This window comes from Microlunatus sagamiharensis (assembly GCF_900105785.1).
GTDB classification, from domain to species: Bacteria; Actinomycetota; Actinomycetes; order Propionibacteriales; family Propionibacteriaceae; genus Microlunatus; species Microlunatus sagamiharensis.
The window spans coordinates 491,717-510,528 of sequence record NZ_LT629799.1 but is presented as its reverse complement, the minus strand read 5'-3'; the positions used below and the strand labels follow the sequence as shown (position 1 = coordinate 510,528).

Below are 18,812 nucleotides of genomic sequence, written 5' to 3'. Positions count from 1 at the left end.
AGGACAAGGAGGAGTCCGGATGACGAGGTACGGCGCCGCGCACAAGCAGGCGACCCGCGAACGCATTGTCAGCACCGCCGCGCGACGGCTGAAGTCCGACGGAGTGGCAGGCTCCGGCGTCGCCACCCTGATGGCGGACGCGGGACTGACGAACGGTGCCTTCTACGCGCACTTCGCGTCCAAGGAGGCGCTCGTCGCGACCGTGGTCGAGGCCGAGCTCGCCACCCAGTGCCGGACGCTGGCCGACCTCGCGCCCGGGCGGGCGGGCGTCGAGGACCTCGTCCGTCGCTACCTCTCCCCCACCCACCGCGACCACCCGGAGGCCGGGTGCCCGTCAGCCGCGCTCGTCGAGGACGTCGTCCGCGCCGGCGCGGAGGTGCGCGAGGCGTACACCAGCCAGGTCGTCGCGGTGGGCGAGGTGCTGGCCGGACTCGTCGGCGATGCGGGCCCCGACGCCCGGGCGCGGCTGCTGGCCGCCTTCGCGGGCATGGTCGGCACGCTCCAGCTGGCCCGCGCGGTCACCGACCGTCGCCTCTCCGACGCCCTCCTGGCGCACGGCGCCGAGCAGGCCCTGGCCGCGTTCGCCGGACCGGCCGTCGGTGCCCCGACCAGCGACGGGACCCGTCCGGGCCCGACGGGCGACGACCTACCCGGGAGCCGACCATGAGCCCGACGACCCGGCCCGACGACCAGCTCGTCCCCGCCACGACGCGGGCCTGGACGGTCACCGCGTACGGGGCGAAGCACCCCCTCGAGCTCCGCGAGAGGCCGACCCCCGGAGTCGGCCCGACGGACCTGCTCGTGCGGGTCGCCGCCGCCGGGGTGAACCCTCTGGACGTCAAGACCTGGCACGGCGAGTTCAGGGTCCCGCTGCCCTACCGCACCCCGTTCACCCTCGGCAACGACCTGGCCGGGGTGGTGGAGCGGATCGGTCCCGGGGTCCGCGGGTTCGCGGTCGGTGACGCCGTCTACGCCCGCGTCGACCAGCGGCGGGTCGGCACGTTCGCCGAGCGCGTGTCCGTCGCGGAGGCCGACTGCGCCCCGGTCCCCCGCTCCGTGTCGCTGGTCGAGGCCGCGTCACTGCCCCTCGTCGCGCTGACCGCGTGGCAGGCGCTCGTGGTGCGGGCCGGCGTCCGACCCGGTCACCGCGTGCTCGTCCACGCCGGTACCGGCGGGGTGGGGTCGACGGCGATCCAGCTGGCCAAGCACCTCGGGGCCCACGTGGCCACGACGGCGAGCGCGGCGAACGCGGACCTGGTGCGCTCGTTCGGCGCGGACGAGGTCGTCGACCACCGCACGGAGGACTTCACTGCCCGCCTGCACGACTACGACGCCGTCCTCGACCCACTGGGCGCGCCGAGCGTGCTCCGCTCGCTGACCGTCCTCAAGCCGGGCGGGGTGGTCGTCGGCATCTCCGGCCCGCCGGACCCCGACTTCGCCAGCCAGCTAGGACGCCCCCTGCTACGCCCCGTCCTCGCGCTCACCAGCCGCAAGGTCCGTTCGGTGGCCCGGCGGCGCGGCGTCCGCTACACGTTCCTGTTCATGTCGGCGAACGGCGAGCAGCTGCGCCGCGTCACCGAGCTCGTCGACGCCGGCGTGATCCGCCCGACCGTCGAGCGGACCTACCCCTTCGCCGAGACCCCGGACGCGCTCGCGCAGGTCGCCGGCGGCCGCACCCGGGGCAAGGTCGTCGTCACCGTCCCCTGAACCACGCACCCGCTCGACCCCGGGCACCGTCGCCCGGGGCCCACGCGCACCACCACCCGATCCAGGAGCACACCCATGACCACCATCGACGGCTCCACCGTCCTCGTCACCGGGGCCAACCGCGGCCTCGGCCAGGCCTTCGTCCAGCAGCTGCTCGAGCGCGGAGCCGCGCGCGTCTACGCCGCTGCCCGCCGGCCGGAAGAGGTCCTCCTCGACGACCCGCGCGTCGTGCCGCTGCACCTCGACGTCACCGACCCCGCCTCCGTCGCCGCCGCGGCTCTGGCCGCCACCGACGTCGACGTCGTCGTGAACAACGCCGGGATCTCGGTCACCGACCCGCTGCTACGCGCCGAGCAGGCGGGGCTCCGCTCCGAGCTCGAGGTCAACCTGTTCGGTCCGCTCGCCGTCACGGCGGCCTTCGCCGACGGCGTCGCCGCCCGCCGCGGCGCCATCGTCAACGTCGCCTCCGTGCTGTCCTGGCTCGCGCTCGGCGGGAGCTACAGCGTCTCCAAGGCCGCCCTCTGGAGCGCCACCGACGCCCTGCGCCTCGAGCTGGCCCCACGGGGCGTCCAGGTCGTCGGGGTGTTCGTCGGCTACGTCGACACCGAGATGACCGCGGGCGTCACGGCGCCGAAGTCCGACCCGGCCGTCGTCGTGCGCCAGGTGCTCGACGGGCTCGAGGCGGGCGCGTCCGAGGTGCTCGCCGACCAGCTCAGCAGGGACGTCCGCGCCACGCTCGCCCAGCCCGTCGAGGTCCGCTACCCCGCGCTCGCAGAAGCCGGCGCGTCCGCCTGACCCGTACGGTCGGCGCTCGTGCGACCGCGTCCCTCCGCAGCGGCCCGGTCCCGGAGGGCCGTGGGAGCATGACCGCGTGGACGCGGAGCACCTCGGGGCCTTCCTCGCCGAGCACCCGCCCTTCGACACCCTCGACCGCTACGCGCTGACGACGCTGGCCGAGGCGGCGACGCTCGAGCGGGCGTACGCCGGCGAGCTCGTCGTCGACGCCTTCGCCGAGCCCACCGTCGAGGTGTTCGTCGTCGTGGAGGGCCGGGTCGGGCTGTGGAACGATCGCGATCAGATCTCCGGACCCGCCCAGGAGCGCGTGGGTCCCGGGGGTCTGTTCGGCTTCTCGGCGATGCTGACGGGCCAGCCGGTGGGGCCGCGGGCGGTGGCGCTGCGGCCCTCGACCGTCGCCAGGCTGCCCGAGGCGGCGGTGCTGCCCGCCTTCACCTCGCCGGGCGGGAGCCGCTTCCTCGCCTCCGAGGTCGCCGACGTGCTGCACGGCTACGAGCCGCCGACCTACTCCACCGTCGCCGACCTGGTCCGCACCGAGCCGCTCCTCGTCGACGAGCGCCGCCCGGTGGCCGAGGCCGTCCAGGCCATGACCGAGCACGGGCACGGCTACTGCGTCGTCCGGCTGCGCGGCGGCCGTCTCGGCCTGCTCACCGACCGGCTGCTGCGCGAGCGGGTGGTCGCGGTCGGCTACCCCCTCGACGCACCGCTCGGTCCGGTCGTCGACGACGACCCCGTGCACGTCGACCCCGGCGACTCCGTCATCGAGGCGGTCGTGGCGCTGCTCGACCGTGAGGCCGACTACGTCCTGGTGACCGACCGGGACGGCGACCTGCGCGGCGTCGTGTCCCCCCGCGACGTCGTCGTCGCCCCCGGCAACGCCGGCGTCGGGCTGCAGGAGCAGCTGCGGCGCGCTCCCGACGCCGACAGCCTGGCCGCCACCGGGCGGCGCCTCCCCGTGCTCCTCGGCGAGCTCACCCGCGGCGGGCTCGCGTCGGCCCGCGTCCTCGCCGTGCACTCCACCCTCGTCGACGCCTGCGTGCGGCGCGCGGTCGAGCTCGTCCTCGCCGAGCGGCCCGAGCTCCCGGCCGACGGCTTCACGTGGCTGTCGATCGGGAGCAACGGGCGGCGCGAGGCCGTCCTGTCCTCCGACGTCGACTCCGCGGTGGCCTTCGCCGACGACCTGCCCGCAGAGGCCGTTGCCGGGCTGCGGGACGCGTTCCGCGAGGTGCACGCGCTGCTCGGCCGGGCCGGGCTGGGCCACGACCGACACGGCGCGGCGGCGTACCGGCCGGAGTTCTCGCGGACCAACGCCGCGTGGCGCACCGCCGCGCGAGGCTGGCTCGACGACCCGGTGCGCGACCAGGGGGCGATGATGACGTCGCTGCTCGTCGACGCCCGCCCGGTCTGGGGCGACCTCGGGCTGCCGGCCGTGGCACGCGTGTTCGGCGACCTGCGGGCGCACCCGCTGACGATGCGGCTGCTGCTGCTGGAGTCGCTGGCCTACCGCGCCCGGCTGCGCTCGGTGCGCGACCTGCTGGCGCGGCGGCCGGAGACGTTCGACATCAAGGCGCACGCGCTGCTGCCGATCACGAACATCGCCCGCTGGGCCGCGCTCAGCGCGGGCACGACCGTGCTGCCGACGCCGGAGAGGCTGCGCGAGTCCGGGTCGAGCGAGATGCTGCCGGCTGCCCAGGCCCGCACGCTCGCGGAGGTCTTCGAGGTGCTGCAGGGCATCCGGCTCTCGGCCCAGCTCGCCCAGGTCGGGCGCGGCGAGCGGCCGACGGACGTGCTCCGCCTGGAGCACCTCTCGCCCCTCGACCGCAGCGTCATCGCCTCCGCCGTCCGCGAGGTCGCCGCCGTCCAGCGGCGCATGGACAACCTGACCGCCTGGCTCCCCGCGGAGGAGTGGGCGGTCTCCTGACGGCCCGCGCCCTACCCGGGCGGACGGCCGGAGATGCCAACTCCTCCGAGGCCCCCTTCGACGAGCTCAGGACAGCGCTTCGACGGGCTCAGGGAGCGTCTTCTGCTGGCGCGCCCGGCGCGCGCGTCGCTGCCTGGACGACCGAGCGGGGACGACACGCTTTTCGTCGTCCCCGGGAGGGAGGAAGGCAGCGGACCAGAGCGCGCGCCTCGTCGGAGCGGAGCGGAGACAGAAGACTCAGTAGCGGTACTCGTCGGTCTTGAACGGCCCCTCGACCTGGACGCCGAGGTAGGCGGCCTGGCTCTCGGTGAGCTCGCTGAGCTGGACGCCGAGGGCCTCGAGGTGCAGGCGGGCGACGAGCTCGTCGAGGTGCTTGGGCAGCGTGTAGACGCCCAGCGGGTAGTCCTCGTGCTTGGTGTAGAGCTCGATCTGGGCCAGCACCTGGTTGGTGAACGAGTTGCTCATGACGAAGCTGGGGTGCCCGGTCGCGTTGCCGAGGTTCATCAGCCGGCCCTCGCTGAGCAGGATGATCGAGCGCTCGTCGTCGGTCCCGGCGTCGAACACCCACTGGTCGACCTGCGGCTTGATGTTCACCCGCGCGACGTCGGTGCGGCGGGCGAGGCCGGCGACGTCGATCTCGTTGTCGAAGTGGCCGATATTCGACACGACGGCCTGCGGGCGCATGCGGCTCATCTGGTCGGCGGTGATGACGTCCTTGCAGCCGGTCGCGGTGACGTAGATGTCGCCCTCGGCCAGCGCGTTCTCCAGCGTCGTGACCTGGAAGCCGTCCATCGCCGCCTGCAGCGCGCAGATCGGGTCGACCTCGGTCACGATCACGCGTGCGCCCTGGCCGCGGAGCGCCTCCGCGCAGCCCTTGCCCACGTCGCCGTAACCGCAGACCACGGCGACCTTGCCGCCGATGAGGACGTCGGTGGCGCGGTTCAGGCCGTCGATCAGCGAGTGCCGCGTGCCGTACTTGTTGTCGAACTTGCTCTTGGTCACCGAGTCGTTGACGTTGATCGCCGGGAACAGCAGGCTCTCGTTGCGCAGCATCTCGTAGAGCCGGTGGACGCCGGTGGTCGTCTCCTCGGTGACGCCCTGGATCGCGTTGGCGATGGCGATCCAGTCGAGGCCCTCGTCGAGGGTGCGGTTGATCAGCGCCTTGAGGACCTTGACCTCGTCGGAGTCGTCCTCGCTCGCCTCGGGGCGGACGCCGGTCTTCATCGCCTCGACCGCCAGGTGCACGAGCAGGGTCGCGTCACCGCCGTCGTCGAGGATCATGTTCGGCGTCTCGTCGCCCGGCCAGTCCAGGACCTCGCGGGTGCAGTCCCAGTACTCGGTGAGGGTCTCGCCCTTCCAGGCGAAGACGGGCACGCCGTTGGGCGCCTCGGGCGTGCCGTCGCCGACGACGATCGCCGCGGCGGCGGCGTCCTGGGTCGAGAAGATGTTGCAGCTCGCCCAGCGCACGTCCGCGCCGAGGGCGACGAGGGTCTCGATGAGCACCGCCGTCTGCACCGTCATGTGCAGCGAACCCGCGATGCGCGCGCCGGCGAGCGGCTTGGCGTCGCCGTAGCGCTCGCGCATCGCCATGAGGCCGGGCATCTCGTGCTCGGCGAGCTTGATCTCGAGGCGGCCCAGCCCGGCCAGGGAGAGGTCGGCGACGCGGTAGTCCATGGTCCCGAGCCTAGTCGCGCGGGGGCGTCCGCCGCGCCGTACGGACGCGCGTGCGGGCGGACGGGCGGGGCCGTCAGTGCCCGGCGGGAGCCGGCCGCTCGGGACGGGGCGCCGGGGCGTAGTCGGCGCGGTAGATGTCGGGCTCGAGGTAGAGCGAGGTCACCATGGGCTCGGCCTCGCGGATCGCGACCTCGGCGCGGTCGATGACCTCGGCGATCTCGGTCGCCCGGTCGGTCGGGCTGACCGCGATCTTGGCCGCCACGAGGATCTCCTCGGGGCCCAGGTGCATGGTCTTCATGTGGATCACGCGCTCGACGCCGTCGGTCCCGGCGAGCGCCTGCTCGATCCGGCGCACCGACGCCGGGCCGGCCGACTCCCCCAGCAGCAGGCTCTTCGTCTCGATCGCCAGCGTGATCGCCACGGCCACCAGCAGCAGCCCGATCAGCGCGGTGCCGACCACGTCGAAGATCCCGTTGCGGGTGAGGATCGTCAGGCCGATGCCGGCGAAGGCGAAGACCAGGCCGATCAGGGCGGCGAAGTCCTCGAGCAGGATCACCGGCAGCTCGGGCGCCTTGGCCGAGCGGACGAACTTCGGCCAGCTCTGCCGGCCGCGCGTCTTGTTGGACTCCCGCACCGCGGTGCGGAAGGACAGGCCCTCGGCCACGATGGCCGCGGCGAGGACGAGCAGCGGCACCCACCACCAGCGCCCGTCGAGCAGGCCGTCGGGGTGACCGAGGTGAAGCTCGTGCCACTTGTGGTACGCCTCGTAGAGCGCGAAGAGGCCGCCCACGCTGAACAGCACCACGGCGACGATGAAGCCGAAGACGTAGCGCTCGCGGCCGTAGCCGAAGGGGTGCTCCGGCGTCGCGTCCTTGCGGGAGCGCTTGCCACCGACCAGGAGCAGCACCTGGTTGCCCGAGTCGGCGACCGAGTGGATCGCCTCGGCCAGCATCGACGAGGCGCCCGTCAGGGCCCACGCCCCGAACTTGACGACGGCGATCGCCAGGTTCGCGGTCAGCGCCGCCACGACGGCCTTGGTCCCACCCTCCGCACTCACGGCGCCGATCCTGTCAGAAGGACGGGCCGGGCGGCGCACCGTCGCGCCCGCCCGGTCAGCCCTGACCCGTACCTCCGCCAGGTACAGCTCTGTCTCCCGTCCACGAGGCGCACCCTGCTCCGCGATGCGCACCCTGCAGGGTGCGCGCGATCGCAGAAGGTACGCGCGGTGGCGTACGTCGCTCGGTAAGAGTCGCCGCTCGGGCGCCGCCCGACGGTCAGGCGGGGGGTGGCGCGGCCGGCAGCACGGTCCTGAGCCGCTCGAAGCACGACCCCACGACCTCGCCGAACGTGCGTCCGTCGTCGACGTCGAGCCACGCGTCGATCGCGACGTGGAGCACGGACACGGTCAGCTCGGCGAGGAGGGCGGCGGTCAGCGGGTCCGCACCGCGCTCCTCCAGCGCCGGTCGCACGACGGCAGCGAGGTCGTCGCGCTTCTGGGCGTCGCGCTCGCGCAGCGACGCCTCGGTCCGGACGAGCGCGCGACGCCGCCGGACCTCGTCGCGGCGGCCGTCGAAGCGTTCGGCCGCGACCTGCTGGAGCCCCTGCTCGACGAGCCGGACGGGATCGAGGTCGTGGGGCGCCTCGACCAGGAGCCGCCGGGCGAAGGCGGTGATCTCGTCGCCGGCGTAGAGCACCTCGCGCTTGTCGGCGAAGTGGCGGAAGAACGTCCGCGTCGTGAGCCCCGCCCGGGCAGTGATCTGCGGGACCGTCGTGGCCGCGAACCCCTGCTCCTCGAACAGCTCCATCGCGGACCGCTCGAGCCGGCCACGCGCGTCCGGCTCCCACCTCCCCACGTGCTCACCCTAGCGATGACACTCCGTGCCATACTAACCGAACGACGACACGACGTGTCATCACCACGATCATCACGGACGAGGAGCAGTCATGGCGGAGGTCTGGGTCCTGGGAGGGACAGGACGGACGGGTCGGGGCGTCGCGGCCGCCCTGGCGGGGAGCGGGGTCGAACCGGTCCTGGTCGGGCGCGACGAGGAGCGCCTTCGCGTGGTGGCCGGCGCGGCGGGGTGGCGGACGCTGGCCCTGGACGGCGTGGAGGCGATGGCCGCAGCGGTCCGGGCCGAGGCACCGTCCGTCGTGCTCAACACCGTCGGCCCCTTCACCCGGAGCGGCCCACCCCTCGTCGACGCCTGCCTGGCCACGGGCAGCCACTACGTCGACATCGCCAACGACCTGGCCGCGGTGCCCGCGGTGCTCGCGCGGCAGGCGGAGGCCGAGCGCGCGGGGTGCACCCTCGTGACCGGCGCGGGGTTCGGGGTGGCCGCGACCGAGAGCGTCGTGAGCCGGCTCTGCGACGGCACCCGCCGGGCCGTGTTGGTGCGGACCACGATGCTGCCGTCGCTGGCCTCCGACGGCGGGCCGGTGGGCGACGCGCTCGCCGGCACCCTGGTCGAGGGCCTGCCGGGCGTGCCGGGCGGCGGGCGGTTCGCCGGACGCCGGGTCCGCGACGGCCGGCTCGCTCCCGCCTCCATCGGCGGCGAGGTCCGTGAGCTCGTCACGCCCGACGGGGACCGCGTACGCGCCGGGCTGATGCCGCTCGGAGAGCTCGTCGCCGCGCAGCGGGCCAGCGGCGCGGCGTCCGTCGACTGCGCGTCCAGCGAGGCGCCCTCCGGCCGCGCCCGTACGGCCCTCCGGCTCGGTGCCGGACTGCTCACCGTCGCTCCCCTGCGCCGCCTCGCGGCCCGGCGGCTGGCGACCGTCCGGCTGCCCGTCCGGCCGGCGCCGCGGGCCCACTCCTGGGGGCACGCGGCCGTGACTTGGGACGACGGCACGACGAGCGAGGGCTGGCTCCGCCTGCCCGACGCCCAGGTCGCGACCACCGCGTTCGCGGCCGAGGTGTGCCGTCGCCTCGCCAGCGGCGGGGGCCGACCGGGTGCCTTCACCCCCGTGGCCCTGTTCGGCACGGAGCTGGCGACCAGCGTGGGCGGGGCGTACGTGGACGCCGACGGCTCGACGCCCTGAGGCCGATCTCAGACCTCGGACGTGCGCCCGAGGCCGACGGAGAGGTAGACCGCGGCGAACATGCCCGTCTGCAGCAGCGCCGCGTACCGCTCGACCTCGGAACCGCGGTCGTGCTGGACGACGCTCGAGCGGACGTCGGCCCGCTCGGCGGCGGCGACGAGGCGGCCGTGGTCGGCGCGGACGAGCGGGGCCGAGTTGCCGTCGTCGAGCAGCACCAGGCACGGCCGCCGGTCGGCGGACTGCTCGTCGGTGAACGGGTCGGCGAAGGGGTCGCGCGCCGTCGTGGCCTCGACGATGGGTAGCAGCGCGTCCGCGTCGGCCGCGAGGGCCGCCCGGCCGCTGGCCGCACGGAGGGCCTCGGCGACCCGGCGGCTGGCGCGCGCGGCGAGCGTCGAACCGCCCCAGACCAGCGGCTGGGTGTCGGCCAGGCAGAGCGCCAGGTCCTTGGCCGGGTTCTCGGTGACGTCGGCGAAGGGCGAGCAGTCGCGGGCGACGTCGTCCATCGTCGCGGCGACGGCCTCGGGGTCGACGGCCGGTCCGAGGTCCATCCGGTGCAGCGCCGCGAGCGCGACGACGGCCGCGGCGAAGGGGTCGGCGGTCGCGGTGGGCAGCAGGATCGTCGACGAGCCCGCCGCGTGCTCGGCCACGAGCGAGGACGCGGGGCAGGCGATCAGCAGCATCGCGCCGCGGCGCACCGCCTCGTGCACGGTCGCGACCACGCTGGGCGGCGCCACGTCGCTGGCCATGACGACCACGAGGTCGAGGGCCCCGACCCAGCCGGGCAGGCCGTGGTGGGGCCAGGCGACCAGCGGCACCGGGCACACCGGCTCGAGGATCGCGCGGAGGAAGCGCGCCTCCGTGCCGGCCGCGACCAGCGCGCGGGGCCGCGGGAGCCCGCGCAGCCGGTCGATCGGCTCGTCGGCGTCGGCGGTCTCACGTCGTACGCGCGAACCCGCCTCGGCCAGCCGGCGCACGATCGCGTCGGCCCCGGCCAGGGCCTCGGCGTCGTCGAGGGCGCTGTCGTCGAAGACGGTCATCTCGGTGTCGTCCGGCCGGTCGGCGTCGCGGGGCCGGTCAGGCGTCCGTGCCGACCGGGCCCGCGCCGGGGCGACGCGCCTCGTCGACCAGGAGCACGGGGATGCCGTCACGCACGGGGTACGCCAGCCCGCAGTCGGGCGTCTGGCAGACCAGCTCGTCGCGCTCGTGGTCGACGGCCAGCGGGCCGTGGCAGTTGGGGCAGGCCAGGATCTCCAGCAGCTCCGGGGCCAGGTCGACCGCCACGGGTGCCTCCTCGTTCGACTCGGTCACGCTCGGTGACAGCAGCACGCTCGGCCCGTCGGACCGCGGGCGAGTCTAACCGCGCGCGCCCGCACCCCTGAGCACGTCGGCCGCGACCTCGGCGTGCATCGCCGTCAGCCGCTCGGCCTGGGTGTGCGCGCGGGCCTCCAGCTCCTCGAGCCGCGCGGACTCCTGAGCGGTGAGGAACTCCCCCGCCTGCGCGGCCTGCCAGCCCGCGACCTTGACGTGGACCGCGGCGATCAGGCCCTCGAGCTCGACGACGTCGCTGATCGGGCTGCGCCCGACGACCCGGCCGTTCGGCTTGAGCCGGCCGACCCTCTCGGTCAGACGGGTGCCGAGCACCTGCACCGGCGAGGCCTGCACGCGGAGGCGGCGCATCACCGACTCGTTGAAGTCCAGGTCCTCGCGGCACTCGTCGCGCAGCGCGCGCAGGCCGTCGGCGTACGGCCGGGCCCGCTGGCCGGCGATGGCCCGGTCGAACAGGTCGAGGGCGGCGCGCCCGCCGGCCTGGTGGTTGCGGAGCAGGACGACGAGGGGGCTCGGCACGGCCGGAACGTATCCCGACCTAGCCCCGGATCGCGGTGAGCGCCCGGTCGCGCAGCTCGGCCATGGCGTCCTCGGTGCGCGCCTCGACGTTGAGCCGGAGCAGCGGCTCGGTGTTCGAGGGACGGACGTTGACCCACCAGTCCGGCCCGCTCACGGTGAGGCCGTCGACCCGGTCCGCCTCGCCGCGGCCCTCGAACGCCGCGGCCACCGCGTCGATCGCGCCGGCCTGGTCCTCGACCTCGGAATTGATCTCGCCCGAGGCGGCGTAGCGGCTGAAGCCCGCGGCCAGCTCCGACAGCGGCGCCTGGCTGCGCCCGACCAGCGCCAGCACGTGCAGCGCGGCGAGCATGCCGGTGTCGGCGCCCCAGAACTCGCGGAAGTAGTAGTGCGCGGAGTGCTCGCCGCCGAAGACCGCGTCGTGCTCGGCCATGGCCGCCTTGACGAACGTGTGGCCCACCTTGGTGACGACGGTCTCGCCGCCGTGCTCGGCCACGACCTCGGCCACGGAGCGCGAGGTGATCTTGTTGATGACCACGGCCGAGCCCGGGTGCCGGTCGAGCTCCTGCGCGGCGATGAGGGCGGTCACGGTCGAGGGGCTCACCACCTCGCCGCGCTCGTCGATGATGAAGCAGCGGTCGGCGTCGCCGTCGAAGACCAGCGCGAGGTCGGCCTCGCGCTCGCGCACCGCCGCCTGCGCGTCGAGGAGGTTCTCCGGGATCAGCGGGTTGGCCGGGTGGTTGGGGAAGCTGCCGTCCGGGTCGGTGAACAGCCCGATGACCTCGACCGGCGGCACGCCCTCGCCACCGGGGAAGACGGCGGGCAGCGTGTGGCCGGCCATCCCGTTGCCGGCGTCGGCGACGACGCGCAGCGGCCGGATGCCGGTCAGGTCGACCAGCGAGTGGAGGTGGTCGGCGTACGCGCCCAGCACGTCACTCTCGGAGCGCGAGCCGCGCAGCGGGGCGAGCGGCACCGGGCCGGCCGAGGCGCGCCGGGCGATCGCCACCAGCTCGGCGGGGTCGATGGGCCGGGCGCCCGGGTGGCAGAACTTGATGCCGTTGTACGCGCCGGGGTTGTGGCTGGCGGTGAACATCGCGCCCGGCAGGCCGAGCAGGCCCGAGGCGAACCACAGCTCGTCGGTGCTCGCCAGGCCCACGTCGACGACGTCGGTCCCGGCGTCGAGGACCGCCTCGACGAAGGCGGCGGACATCCGCGGGCCGGAGAGCCGCATGTCGCGGCCGAGCACCAGGGAGCGCCCGACGAGGCCGAACACCTCGACCAGGGCGCCGCCGAGGGCGTACGCGCCGGCCTCGTCCCACTCGGGCGCGTCACCCTCGGTGATACCGCGGATGTCGTTGGCCTTGAAGATGACGGGCTTCAGCACGCCGAGAATCCTAGGGTCGCGACGGCCCCTCCGGCTCCGCGACGGGGACGGTAGGACGCGCGGCCGCGCCGGCGGCTCAGGCGTCGGGGTCGGCGAGGACCGTGAGGTGGCCGCGGCGACGCAGCTCGACGATGTTCGGTCGGCTCGGCTGGGCCTCGACGGCCGGCGGCGCGTCGTAGGACAGCCCCACCTCGCGCACGGCGTCGGCGAGGGCGAGCAGGTCGTCCTCGCTGTGGGCTGCGGCGTCGTCGTTCGCCAGCCGGATGACCTCCCAGCCGCGCGGAACCGACAGCGAGTGCGCGTGCTGCTCGCAGAGGTCGTAGCCGTGCGGCTCGGCCCGCGTCGCCAGCGGTCCGAGGACCGCGGTCGAGTCGGAGTAGACGTACGTCAGGGTCGCCACCGCCCGCGACGGGCACCCCGCTCGCGAGCACCGACGCATCCCCACCACCCCGCGACGCTACCGCGAACGGCGGGTCCGTCCCGCACGCCGCGCCCCTACAGTGGCGGGCATGTCGATCCGCCGCGAGCGCCACGGGCGCGGTCTGCGCGGCCCGCTCGCCCTGCCCAACGCGCTGGGCGTCCGCACCGCCCTCCCGCCGCGGCCCGCGACCCGGGTCGCCTTCTTCGACGACGCCGTCGGCGCGGCCGTGGAGCGGGTCGCCCGGCAGTGCCCGGAGGCCCTCGCGGGCACCAGCGTGGGCGTGGAGGACGTGCCCGCCTTCGACCCGTCCTGGGCGCACGGCCGCGTCCCCCTCGCCTCGGCGATCGAGGCGACGCCGACGCGCGGGGCCCAGGTCGTGCTCTACCGCCGCCCGCTCGAGCACCGCGCCGCGAGTCGTCGCGGGCTGCGGATCCTCGTCTACCGCACCGTGGTCGAGCAGCTGAGCGCCCTCACCGGGCGCAGCGTGGACGAGATCGACCCCGACGGCCTCGGGGACGAGGAGGACTGAACCCTCCCCCGTACGCGCTCCGCACGCGCGGCGCGCGCGTCCAGGCCGGCGGGTCAGCGACCGGCGCCCGGGTCCTGCTCCACGACCGGCGGCGGCCCGGAGGTGTCCGGTGACACGAGCGGGACGGACGCCAGACCCGCGACGTCGCCGTCCGGCTCGGTGAGGTCGACCCCGCCCGTGACCGACGAGCCGTCGGGCACCGTGACCACGACGTAGGACGAGCCCGGGGCGCTGAGCCGGCGGGTGGCGCTGCCCTGCGCCGCGAGCAGGATGTCCCCGCCGCGCAGCTCGACGCCGTCGAGGCTGCGCACCGAGAAGCGCACGCTCACGTCGCTGGTCGCGGCGTTGGACAGGACGAGCTCGGAGTCGGCGTCCCGCGCGGTGGCGACCGCCGCGACACCGGTGCGGACGAGTGCGGGCGAGGCGGGCTGGACGGCGACGTCGGGCTGCGCGTCGCTGCGCGAGCTCGTGGAGACGACCGCGGCCGTCACCGGCTGCTCGCTGGTGAGCGCGACGCCCGAGCCCGTCCCGGCGAGCCCGTCGGCGAGCTGGACCGTCCCCGAGCTCTGCGGGGCGAGGTCGAGCGTCTCGGCTCCGGCCGGGGCGAAGGGGCCCTGCAGGCCGAGGACGGAGACGTTGACGGTGGTGCGCAGCTCGGTCGGGTTGGTCACGACGAGCTCGCGGGCCCCCTCGTCGCCGGGCACGGCCGGCACGACGACCTGCTTGGCGGGAGCCGCGGCCGGGACGACCCAGTCGGCGCCGGCGGGCTTGTCGCCGTCCGTACGGATGCGGCGCGCGGCGACCGCCACCCGGCCCTCGGTGGCCGAGACGGCCACGGTGAGTGGCCCGTCGGCGTCCACCAGGGCCGAGAGCGACACCGAGCGGCTGGAGCGCGCGGGCACGTCGACGCCCGGGCTGCCCGGCACGGGCACCCGGCCGTTGCGGCCGTAGAAGGTGAGGTCGACCGTGGCCCCGGCGTCGTCGGGGTTGCTGATGACGAGCTCGGTGCGGTCGTCGCTGCCGGACGCGATCCCCGGAAGCCAGGCCGAGGTCGAGGCGACCAGGCACGGCGCGGCCGCGAGGCCGGCCTCCGGCCCGTCGGACGTGGCGCTCAGCACCGCCCCGACGGCGGTGGGGGCGATGCTGCCCTCGGCCTGCAGCAGCACCGGGGACCCGGCACGCTGCAGCGTCGCGCCGCGGCCCTGCCGGTCGACCGTCACCGTGGCCTGGCCGCCGGTGAGGGGTGCGAGGGTCGCGCGGCCGTCGGTCCCGGTCGTGCCGGTGTCCGTCGGTCCCGACGCGACCACCACGACGTCACCCGAGGTGGCCTCCGCCGTCGAGCTGGGCAGCGGGGCGACCGTGGGGGCACCCCCGGGCGTCGCGCTCGGGAGGGTGGTGCCGGGGAGGGTGGCGCCCGGGGTGGCCCCGCTCGTGGGGGACGTGGCACCCGGCGTGCTGGACGCGTCGGGCGAGCCCGGCGTCGTCGGGACCCCGGTCTGGGTGGCACCCGGCGTCGGGACGGGCGTCTGCGGCGCGGTCGCGCTGGCCGTCGGCGAGGCCGGGGTGGCCGGCGATCCCGGCACCGGGGTCGCGGCGGCGGTCGGGTCGGCGCCGGGCGTCGGCGTCGGCGTGGCGCCCTCGGTGGTCACGCTGCCCACGGTGCAGACGGCGTCGGCCTGGCCCGCGGCCACGGTGACGACCTCACGGGCGTCGGGCTGCTGGGGCCGCAGCAGCGCCCCGGCGACGACGACCCCGGCGAGGACGAGGAGGACGAGGGCGACGGTCAGGCCGCGGCGCAGGGCGCCGACCGGCCGGCTGGCGCGGGCCATCAGGCGCCCACCTCGCTGAGGGTCGCGGCGCGCCGGGCCGACAGGGCCGGGTCGCGCACGTCGGGACGGCGGATGCCGGGGGCGGCGAGGACGAGGGCGACCAGCAGGACGACCCCCTGGACCGGGAGCAGCCAGGGCGCGACGCTGTCGAGGCGCCAGACCGCCGTGCCGCCCTCGGCGGGCACGACGAAGCCCTCCTGCCAGCCGTCGACGACCCGCGGGAGCGGGGCACCGCCGAGCTCGCCGCGCCAGCGCGGGTCGGCGGCCTCGCCGATCAGGAGGTGCCGCTCGCCGGTGCCCGGGGGCACGGCGACGGGGGCACGGGTGACGGGGACGTCGTCGTCACCGCCAGCGGGGTCGGCCGGAACGACGGCCACCCGGCTCACCGCCGGGTCGAGCTGCCAGACCACGGTCGACCCCGTGCCGCTGGCCGTACCGAGGCCGGGGGTGTTGCCGATCCGGGCGCGCTGCTCGTCGTCGGCGCCGCGGACCACGACGTAGCCCACGCCCAGGCGGCGCAGTCGCTGGGCGACGTCGGCGTCGGCCGAGCCGGCCGCCAGGCGCGACACCGCGTCGGTGACGTCGTCGCGGGCGGCCTTCGAGCCGCCGAAGGCGAAGCCCCGGTCGGCGTCGCCCTGGCGCGACGCGCCCTCGTCGCCGGCCAGCACGCTGAAGCCGACCCGGTCGCCGGTGAGGTCGAGCGCGAGCACGCGGGGCTGCGCGTCGGAGGTCATCGCCACCCGGACGTAGGTGGGCAGGACGTCCAGCGAGGCGCGCTCGACGGGCCCCCGGGCGCCGGCCCACACCCACCAGGCCGCACCGCCCAGAGCGACCAGGGTGACGGCCGCACCCGCGAGGACGGCGGCGGGCTGGACCCAGCTGAAGCTGCGTCCCGACACCTCGCCCGACAGCCCGTCCGAGCCCACGGCCCCGGCGAGCAGGAGCGAGGCGAAGGTCACGAGCAGCAGCGCGCCCACCCAGGGACGCACCTCGGTCCCGAGCGGCGGCACCTCGACGAGCAGCCGCGAGGCGACGAGCGCCAGCAGCAGGCTGGCGGCGGCGGTCGCCCAGGCGGCGAGCACGACGCGGTCGGCCGGGCGGCGCACGAGGGCGAAGAGGGCGACGGCCCAGACCATGCCGAGCACGACCGCACCGACCCACAGCGGCGGGAGCCCCTGCCCGAGGCCACGGCCGAGGAGCAGGCCGAGCGCGTCGGGTGCGGGACCGGCCCCGTCGAGGGCCGCGTCGGGACCGACCAGCAGCCGGCCGGGGGCGAGGATCACCGTCGGCCACCAGGGCAGCCAGACCACGAGCGGCAGGCCCAGCGCGATGCCGATCCGCCCGATCTTGCGGGGCGTGCGCCGCAGCGCGACGGCGCCGCCGATCCCGAGCACCAGGGCCAGGAGCATCACGGCCGGCTGGAAGGCGGACAGCACGACGAGCACGACGCCGGCGGCCCAGCCGCCGCGCCACGCCTCGAAGGAGCGGACCCGGCGCAGCACGAGGGACCGCACGGCCATCACCAGCAGCGGGAGGCCGATGCTGAAGACGCTGAGCTCGAGGCGCCCCTGGTTGGTGCCGCCGAGCAGCACGGGCAGCAGCGCGTACGTCGCCGCGCACCACAGGCGGAGCCGCCGGTCGACCAGGAGGCGCAGCGTCACCGGGTAGACGGCCAGGAGCGACAGCGGCACCACGCCGCAGACCAGCAGCGTCGTGAACCACTCGGGCTGACCGAGCGTGACCGTCGAGCCGAGCGCGGTGATCGCGAGCCACGGCGGCGCGACCTGCCCGGGGGCGCCGGGGATCGGCTGCCAGACGGCCGACCACAGGGCGCCGAGGGAGTCGTACGCAGGCAGCAGCGCGGGGGCGACCAGCGAACCGGTGCCGACCAGCCCGCGGGCCGCGACGAGCGCGGCGACGACCGCGGCGCCGAGCAGGAGGACGCCGGGCCTCAGCCACGGGTGGCGCGAGCCCTCGTCGGAGACCGAGCTGAACTCGTCGGTGGTCAGCTCGTCGATCGAGGCGGAGTCGACCTCGCCGGCGACGGAGGCGTAGCGCTCCGAGAGGGCGCCGCCCAGGGTCTCGGCGAGGATGCGCAGGCTCGACCACCACGGTGGGCGGAGGGTCCGCACGACCTCGGCGGTGCCGGGCGCGGGGTCGATGGAGGCCGTACGCCGGCGCAGGGCCCGCAGCCGGCCGGGGTGCGCGACGAACGTCGCCATGGCGGCCAGCTCGTCGCGCGAGCGCCCAGGCGCCTTGCCCAGGAGGTAGCCGACGGCCAGCAGCAGGCAGCTCAGCACGAGGCGCAGCCAGACCAGCGGCAGGGCCCGGGCCGGCGCGTGGCCGGCGACGACGGTCATGCCGAGCAGGCGGTCCAGGGCCCCCGGGTGCCGCCCGCCCAGCCCGCGCGGGCGCAGCCCGGCGCGTCCGACCTGGCGGTGCGTCATCTCGGCGTCGGGGGTGGTGACGACGCGGTAGCCGTTCAGGTGGGCGCGCCAGCCGAACTCCACCCCGTCGCGGAAGACCGGCACGGCCGGGTCGAGCCCGTCGAGGTCGCGCCAGACCGCGGTGCGCACGAGCATCCCGCAGGTGGAGACGCCGAGGCGCTCGGCCGGCTGGTCGCGCTGGCCCTGGTCGATCTCGCCCCGGTCGAGCAGCAGCTCGCGCCGCCCGGTGCCGGAGATCGTGACGCCGACCTCGCTCAGCTGGTGGTTGCTCTGCCGGCGTCGCGGGAGCAGCAGCTTGGGGCCGGTGACGTCGATCCCGCGCTCGGTGGCCACGTGGGCGAGCAGGCGGTAGAGAGTGTCGGGCGCCGGCACCGCGTCGTCGTGCAGCAGCCACAGCCAGCGGTGGTCGCGCGCCCAGTCCGGGGAGCCGGCCTCGTCGAGGCGGCGCTCCATCGTCTGGGTGTCGGCCGACCCCGTGCGGGCCAGCCGGTCCTGGCGCAGCGCCGCGGTCACGGCCTGACCGAAGCCGAAGGTCTTCTTGCCGACGTGGACCGCGTCCAGCACGCCCTCGGCCTGCGCCTGCTCGAGCAGCGCGCGCGTGTTGTCGGAACTGCCGTTGTCGATCGCGACGAGGCGCTGCGGGCGGACGTCGAGCCGGCGGAGCCCGTCGAGCGTCGCCGGGAGCCAGCGCGCGGCGTCGAAGCAGACGAGGACGGCGGTGACGTCGAAGCGTGAGACGTCGACCCGCTCCCCCTCCTCGGGCTCGTGCGCGGCCCAGGCCCAGGGGTTCTCGTCCTCACCGCCCGGCGCCGCCGGCGGCAGGTCGTTCCAGCCGAGGTCGGTGGTCCGGGTGCGCAGCCCGGAGGGGGCGCGGCGGACGCGCTCAGCCACGGTCGTCCGTGCGCCCGAGCGGTGCCGGTGCCCGGCGGAGACGGGGGCCGGCCTCAGCGCCCACGGACCACGACACCGACGACACTCCCGAGCTCTTCACCGGACCACCGTGGGCGTCCGCGACGGGCGGCGCACCGCTCCCGCCGAGAGGGCGGGCCACGCGTGGGTCACCCTTGTGGGTGACACGTCACTCTACGTGCAACCCCGCTCCGTGGCCCAAGCCGACGAGGCGGGCGACGGGCCGTGGAGCGGGTGGCCGAACGCGGCCGGGCCCCGGCGGACACCCGGTGGGGTCGGTGGCGCCCAGCGCCGCGACGGGTGTCCTCGACGGCGACC

Annotated in this window: 16 protein-coding genes; 6 read left to right on the top strand and 10 right to left on the bottom strand. The window is 75.7% G+C overall.

The features are described 5' to 3' along the window. The first annotated feature begins 19 nt into the window (after positions 1-19). The 4 genes from BLU42_RS02320 to BLU42_RS02305 all read left to right on the top strand — a co-directional run bounded on the left by BLU42_RS02320 (position 20) and on the right by BLU42_RS02305 (position 4,423). Complete coding sequence (locus BLU42_RS02320) at positions 20-667, top strand: TetR/AcrR family transcriptional regulator (RefSeq protein ID WP_091073082.1); 648 nt, start codon at positions 20-22, stop codon at positions 665-667. Next, positions 664-1,707: an NADP-dependent oxidoreductase gene (locus BLU42_RS02315; RefSeq protein ID WP_091073080.1), complete on the top strand. Its 1,044-nt coding sequence runs from the start codon at positions 664-666 to the stop codon at positions 1,705-1,707. The genes BLU42_RS02320 and BLU42_RS02315 overlap by 4 nt, the downstream gene beginning before the upstream one ends. A gap of 75 nt (positions 1,708-1,782) precedes the next feature. Then, positions 1,783-2,502, top strand: a complete 720-nt coding sequence (locus BLU42_RS02310) for an SDR family oxidoreductase (RefSeq protein ID WP_091073078.1) — start codon at positions 1,783-1,785, stop codon at positions 2,500-2,502. A gap of 76 nt (positions 2,503-2,578) precedes the next feature. Further along, positions 2,579-4,423, top strand: coding sequence for a putative nucleotidyltransferase substrate binding domain-containing protein (locus tag BLU42_RS02305; protein ID WP_091073075.1), 1,845 nt, complete (start codon positions 2,579-2,581; stop codon positions 4,421-4,423). Positions 4,424-4,660: 237 nt separating this feature from the next. Here the strand turns inward: BLU42_RS02305 and ahcY are convergent, their stop codons facing one another. From ahcY to BLU42_RS02290, 3 genes are all read right to left on the bottom strand, one after another. Then, positions 4,661-6,097, bottom strand: coding sequence for an adenosylhomocysteinase (gene ahcY, locus BLU42_RS02300; protein ID WP_091073074.1), 1,437 nt, complete (start codon positions 6,095-6,097; stop codon positions 4,661-4,663). A 73-nt stretch (positions 6,098-6,170) separates the two neighbouring features. Further along, complete coding sequence (locus BLU42_RS02295) at positions 6,171-7,193, bottom strand: cation diffusion facilitator family transporter (RefSeq protein ID WP_407940246.1); 1,023 nt, start codon at positions 7,191-7,193, stop codon at positions 6,171-6,173. A 178-nt stretch (positions 7,194-7,371) separates the two neighbouring features. Further along, positions 7,372-7,950 (bottom strand): TetR/AcrR family transcriptional regulator, encoded by a 579-nt coding sequence (locus tag BLU42_RS02290; RefSeq protein WP_091073069.1) that lies wholly within the window; start codon positions 7,948-7,950, stop codon positions 7,372-7,374. A 91-nt stretch (positions 7,951-8,041) separates the two neighbouring features. On the opposite strand from BLU42_RS02290, the gene BLU42_RS02285 reads away from it, so the two are divergent. Beyond that, positions 8,042-9,133 carry a saccharopine dehydrogenase NADP-binding domain-containing protein gene (locus BLU42_RS02285; protein ID WP_091073067.1) on the top strand — a complete coding sequence of 364 codons (1,092 nt, stop codon included), beginning with the start codon at positions 8,042-8,044 and terminating at the stop codon, positions 9,131-9,133. 8 nt (positions 9,134-9,141) lie between these two features. On the opposite strand, the gene BLU42_RS02280 is transcribed toward BLU42_RS02285, so the two are convergent. The 5 genes from BLU42_RS02280 to BLU42_RS02260 all read right to left on the bottom strand — a co-directional run bounded on the left by BLU42_RS02280 (position 9,142) and on the right by BLU42_RS02260 (position 12,798). Then, positions 9,142-10,170 carry an SIS domain-containing protein gene (locus BLU42_RS02280; protein ID WP_091073062.1) on the bottom strand — a complete coding sequence of 343 codons (1,029 nt, stop codon included), beginning with the start codon at positions 10,168-10,170 and terminating at the stop codon, positions 9,142-9,144. 37 nt (positions 10,171-10,207) lie between these two features. Further along, entirely contained in the window at positions 10,208-10,414 is a 207-nt protein-coding gene (locus BLU42_RS02275) for a Trm112 family protein (RefSeq protein ID WP_172825735.1), read from the bottom strand. 72 nt (positions 10,415-10,486) lie between these two features. Beyond that, positions 10,487-10,978, bottom strand: a complete 492-nt coding sequence (locus BLU42_RS02270; protein ID WP_091073058.1) for a hypothetical protein — start codon at positions 10,976-10,978, stop codon at positions 10,487-10,489. Between the two features lie 19 nt (positions 10,979-10,997). After that, positions 10,998-12,359, bottom strand: a complete 1,362-nt coding sequence (gene manB, locus BLU42_RS02265; RefSeq protein ID WP_091073056.1) for a phosphohexomutase domain-containing protein — start codon at positions 12,357-12,359, stop codon at positions 10,998-11,000. A 76-nt stretch (positions 12,360-12,435) separates the two neighbouring features. Then, positions 12,436-12,798, bottom strand: coding sequence for a DUF3499 domain-containing protein (locus BLU42_RS02260; RefSeq protein WP_172825841.1), 363 nt, complete (start codon positions 12,796-12,798; stop codon positions 12,436-12,438). Between the two features lie 70 nt (positions 12,799-12,868). Here BLU42_RS02260 and BLU42_RS02255 point away from each other — a divergent pair, with 70 nt between their 5' ends. Beyond that, positions 12,869-13,309, top strand: a complete 441-nt coding sequence (locus BLU42_RS02255) for a metallopeptidase family protein (RefSeq protein WP_091073052.1) — start codon at positions 12,869-12,871, stop codon at positions 13,307-13,309. Between the two features lie 53 nt (positions 13,310-13,362). Here BLU42_RS02255 and BLU42_RS02250 read toward each other — a convergent pair whose 3' ends face one another. Beyond that, complete coding sequence (locus BLU42_RS02250) at positions 13,363-15,138, bottom strand: DUF5719 family protein (protein WP_157719726.1); 1,776 nt, start codon at positions 15,136-15,138, stop codon at positions 13,363-13,365. Beyond that, a complete protein-coding gene (locus tag BLU42_RS02240) occupies positions 15,138-18,476 on the bottom strand; it encodes a glycosyltransferase (protein ID WP_091073046.1) in 3,339 nt (1,112 codons plus the stop codon). The genes BLU42_RS02250 and BLU42_RS02240 overlap by 1 nt, the downstream gene beginning before the upstream one ends. Positions 18,477-18,812: the final 336 nt, after the last annotated feature.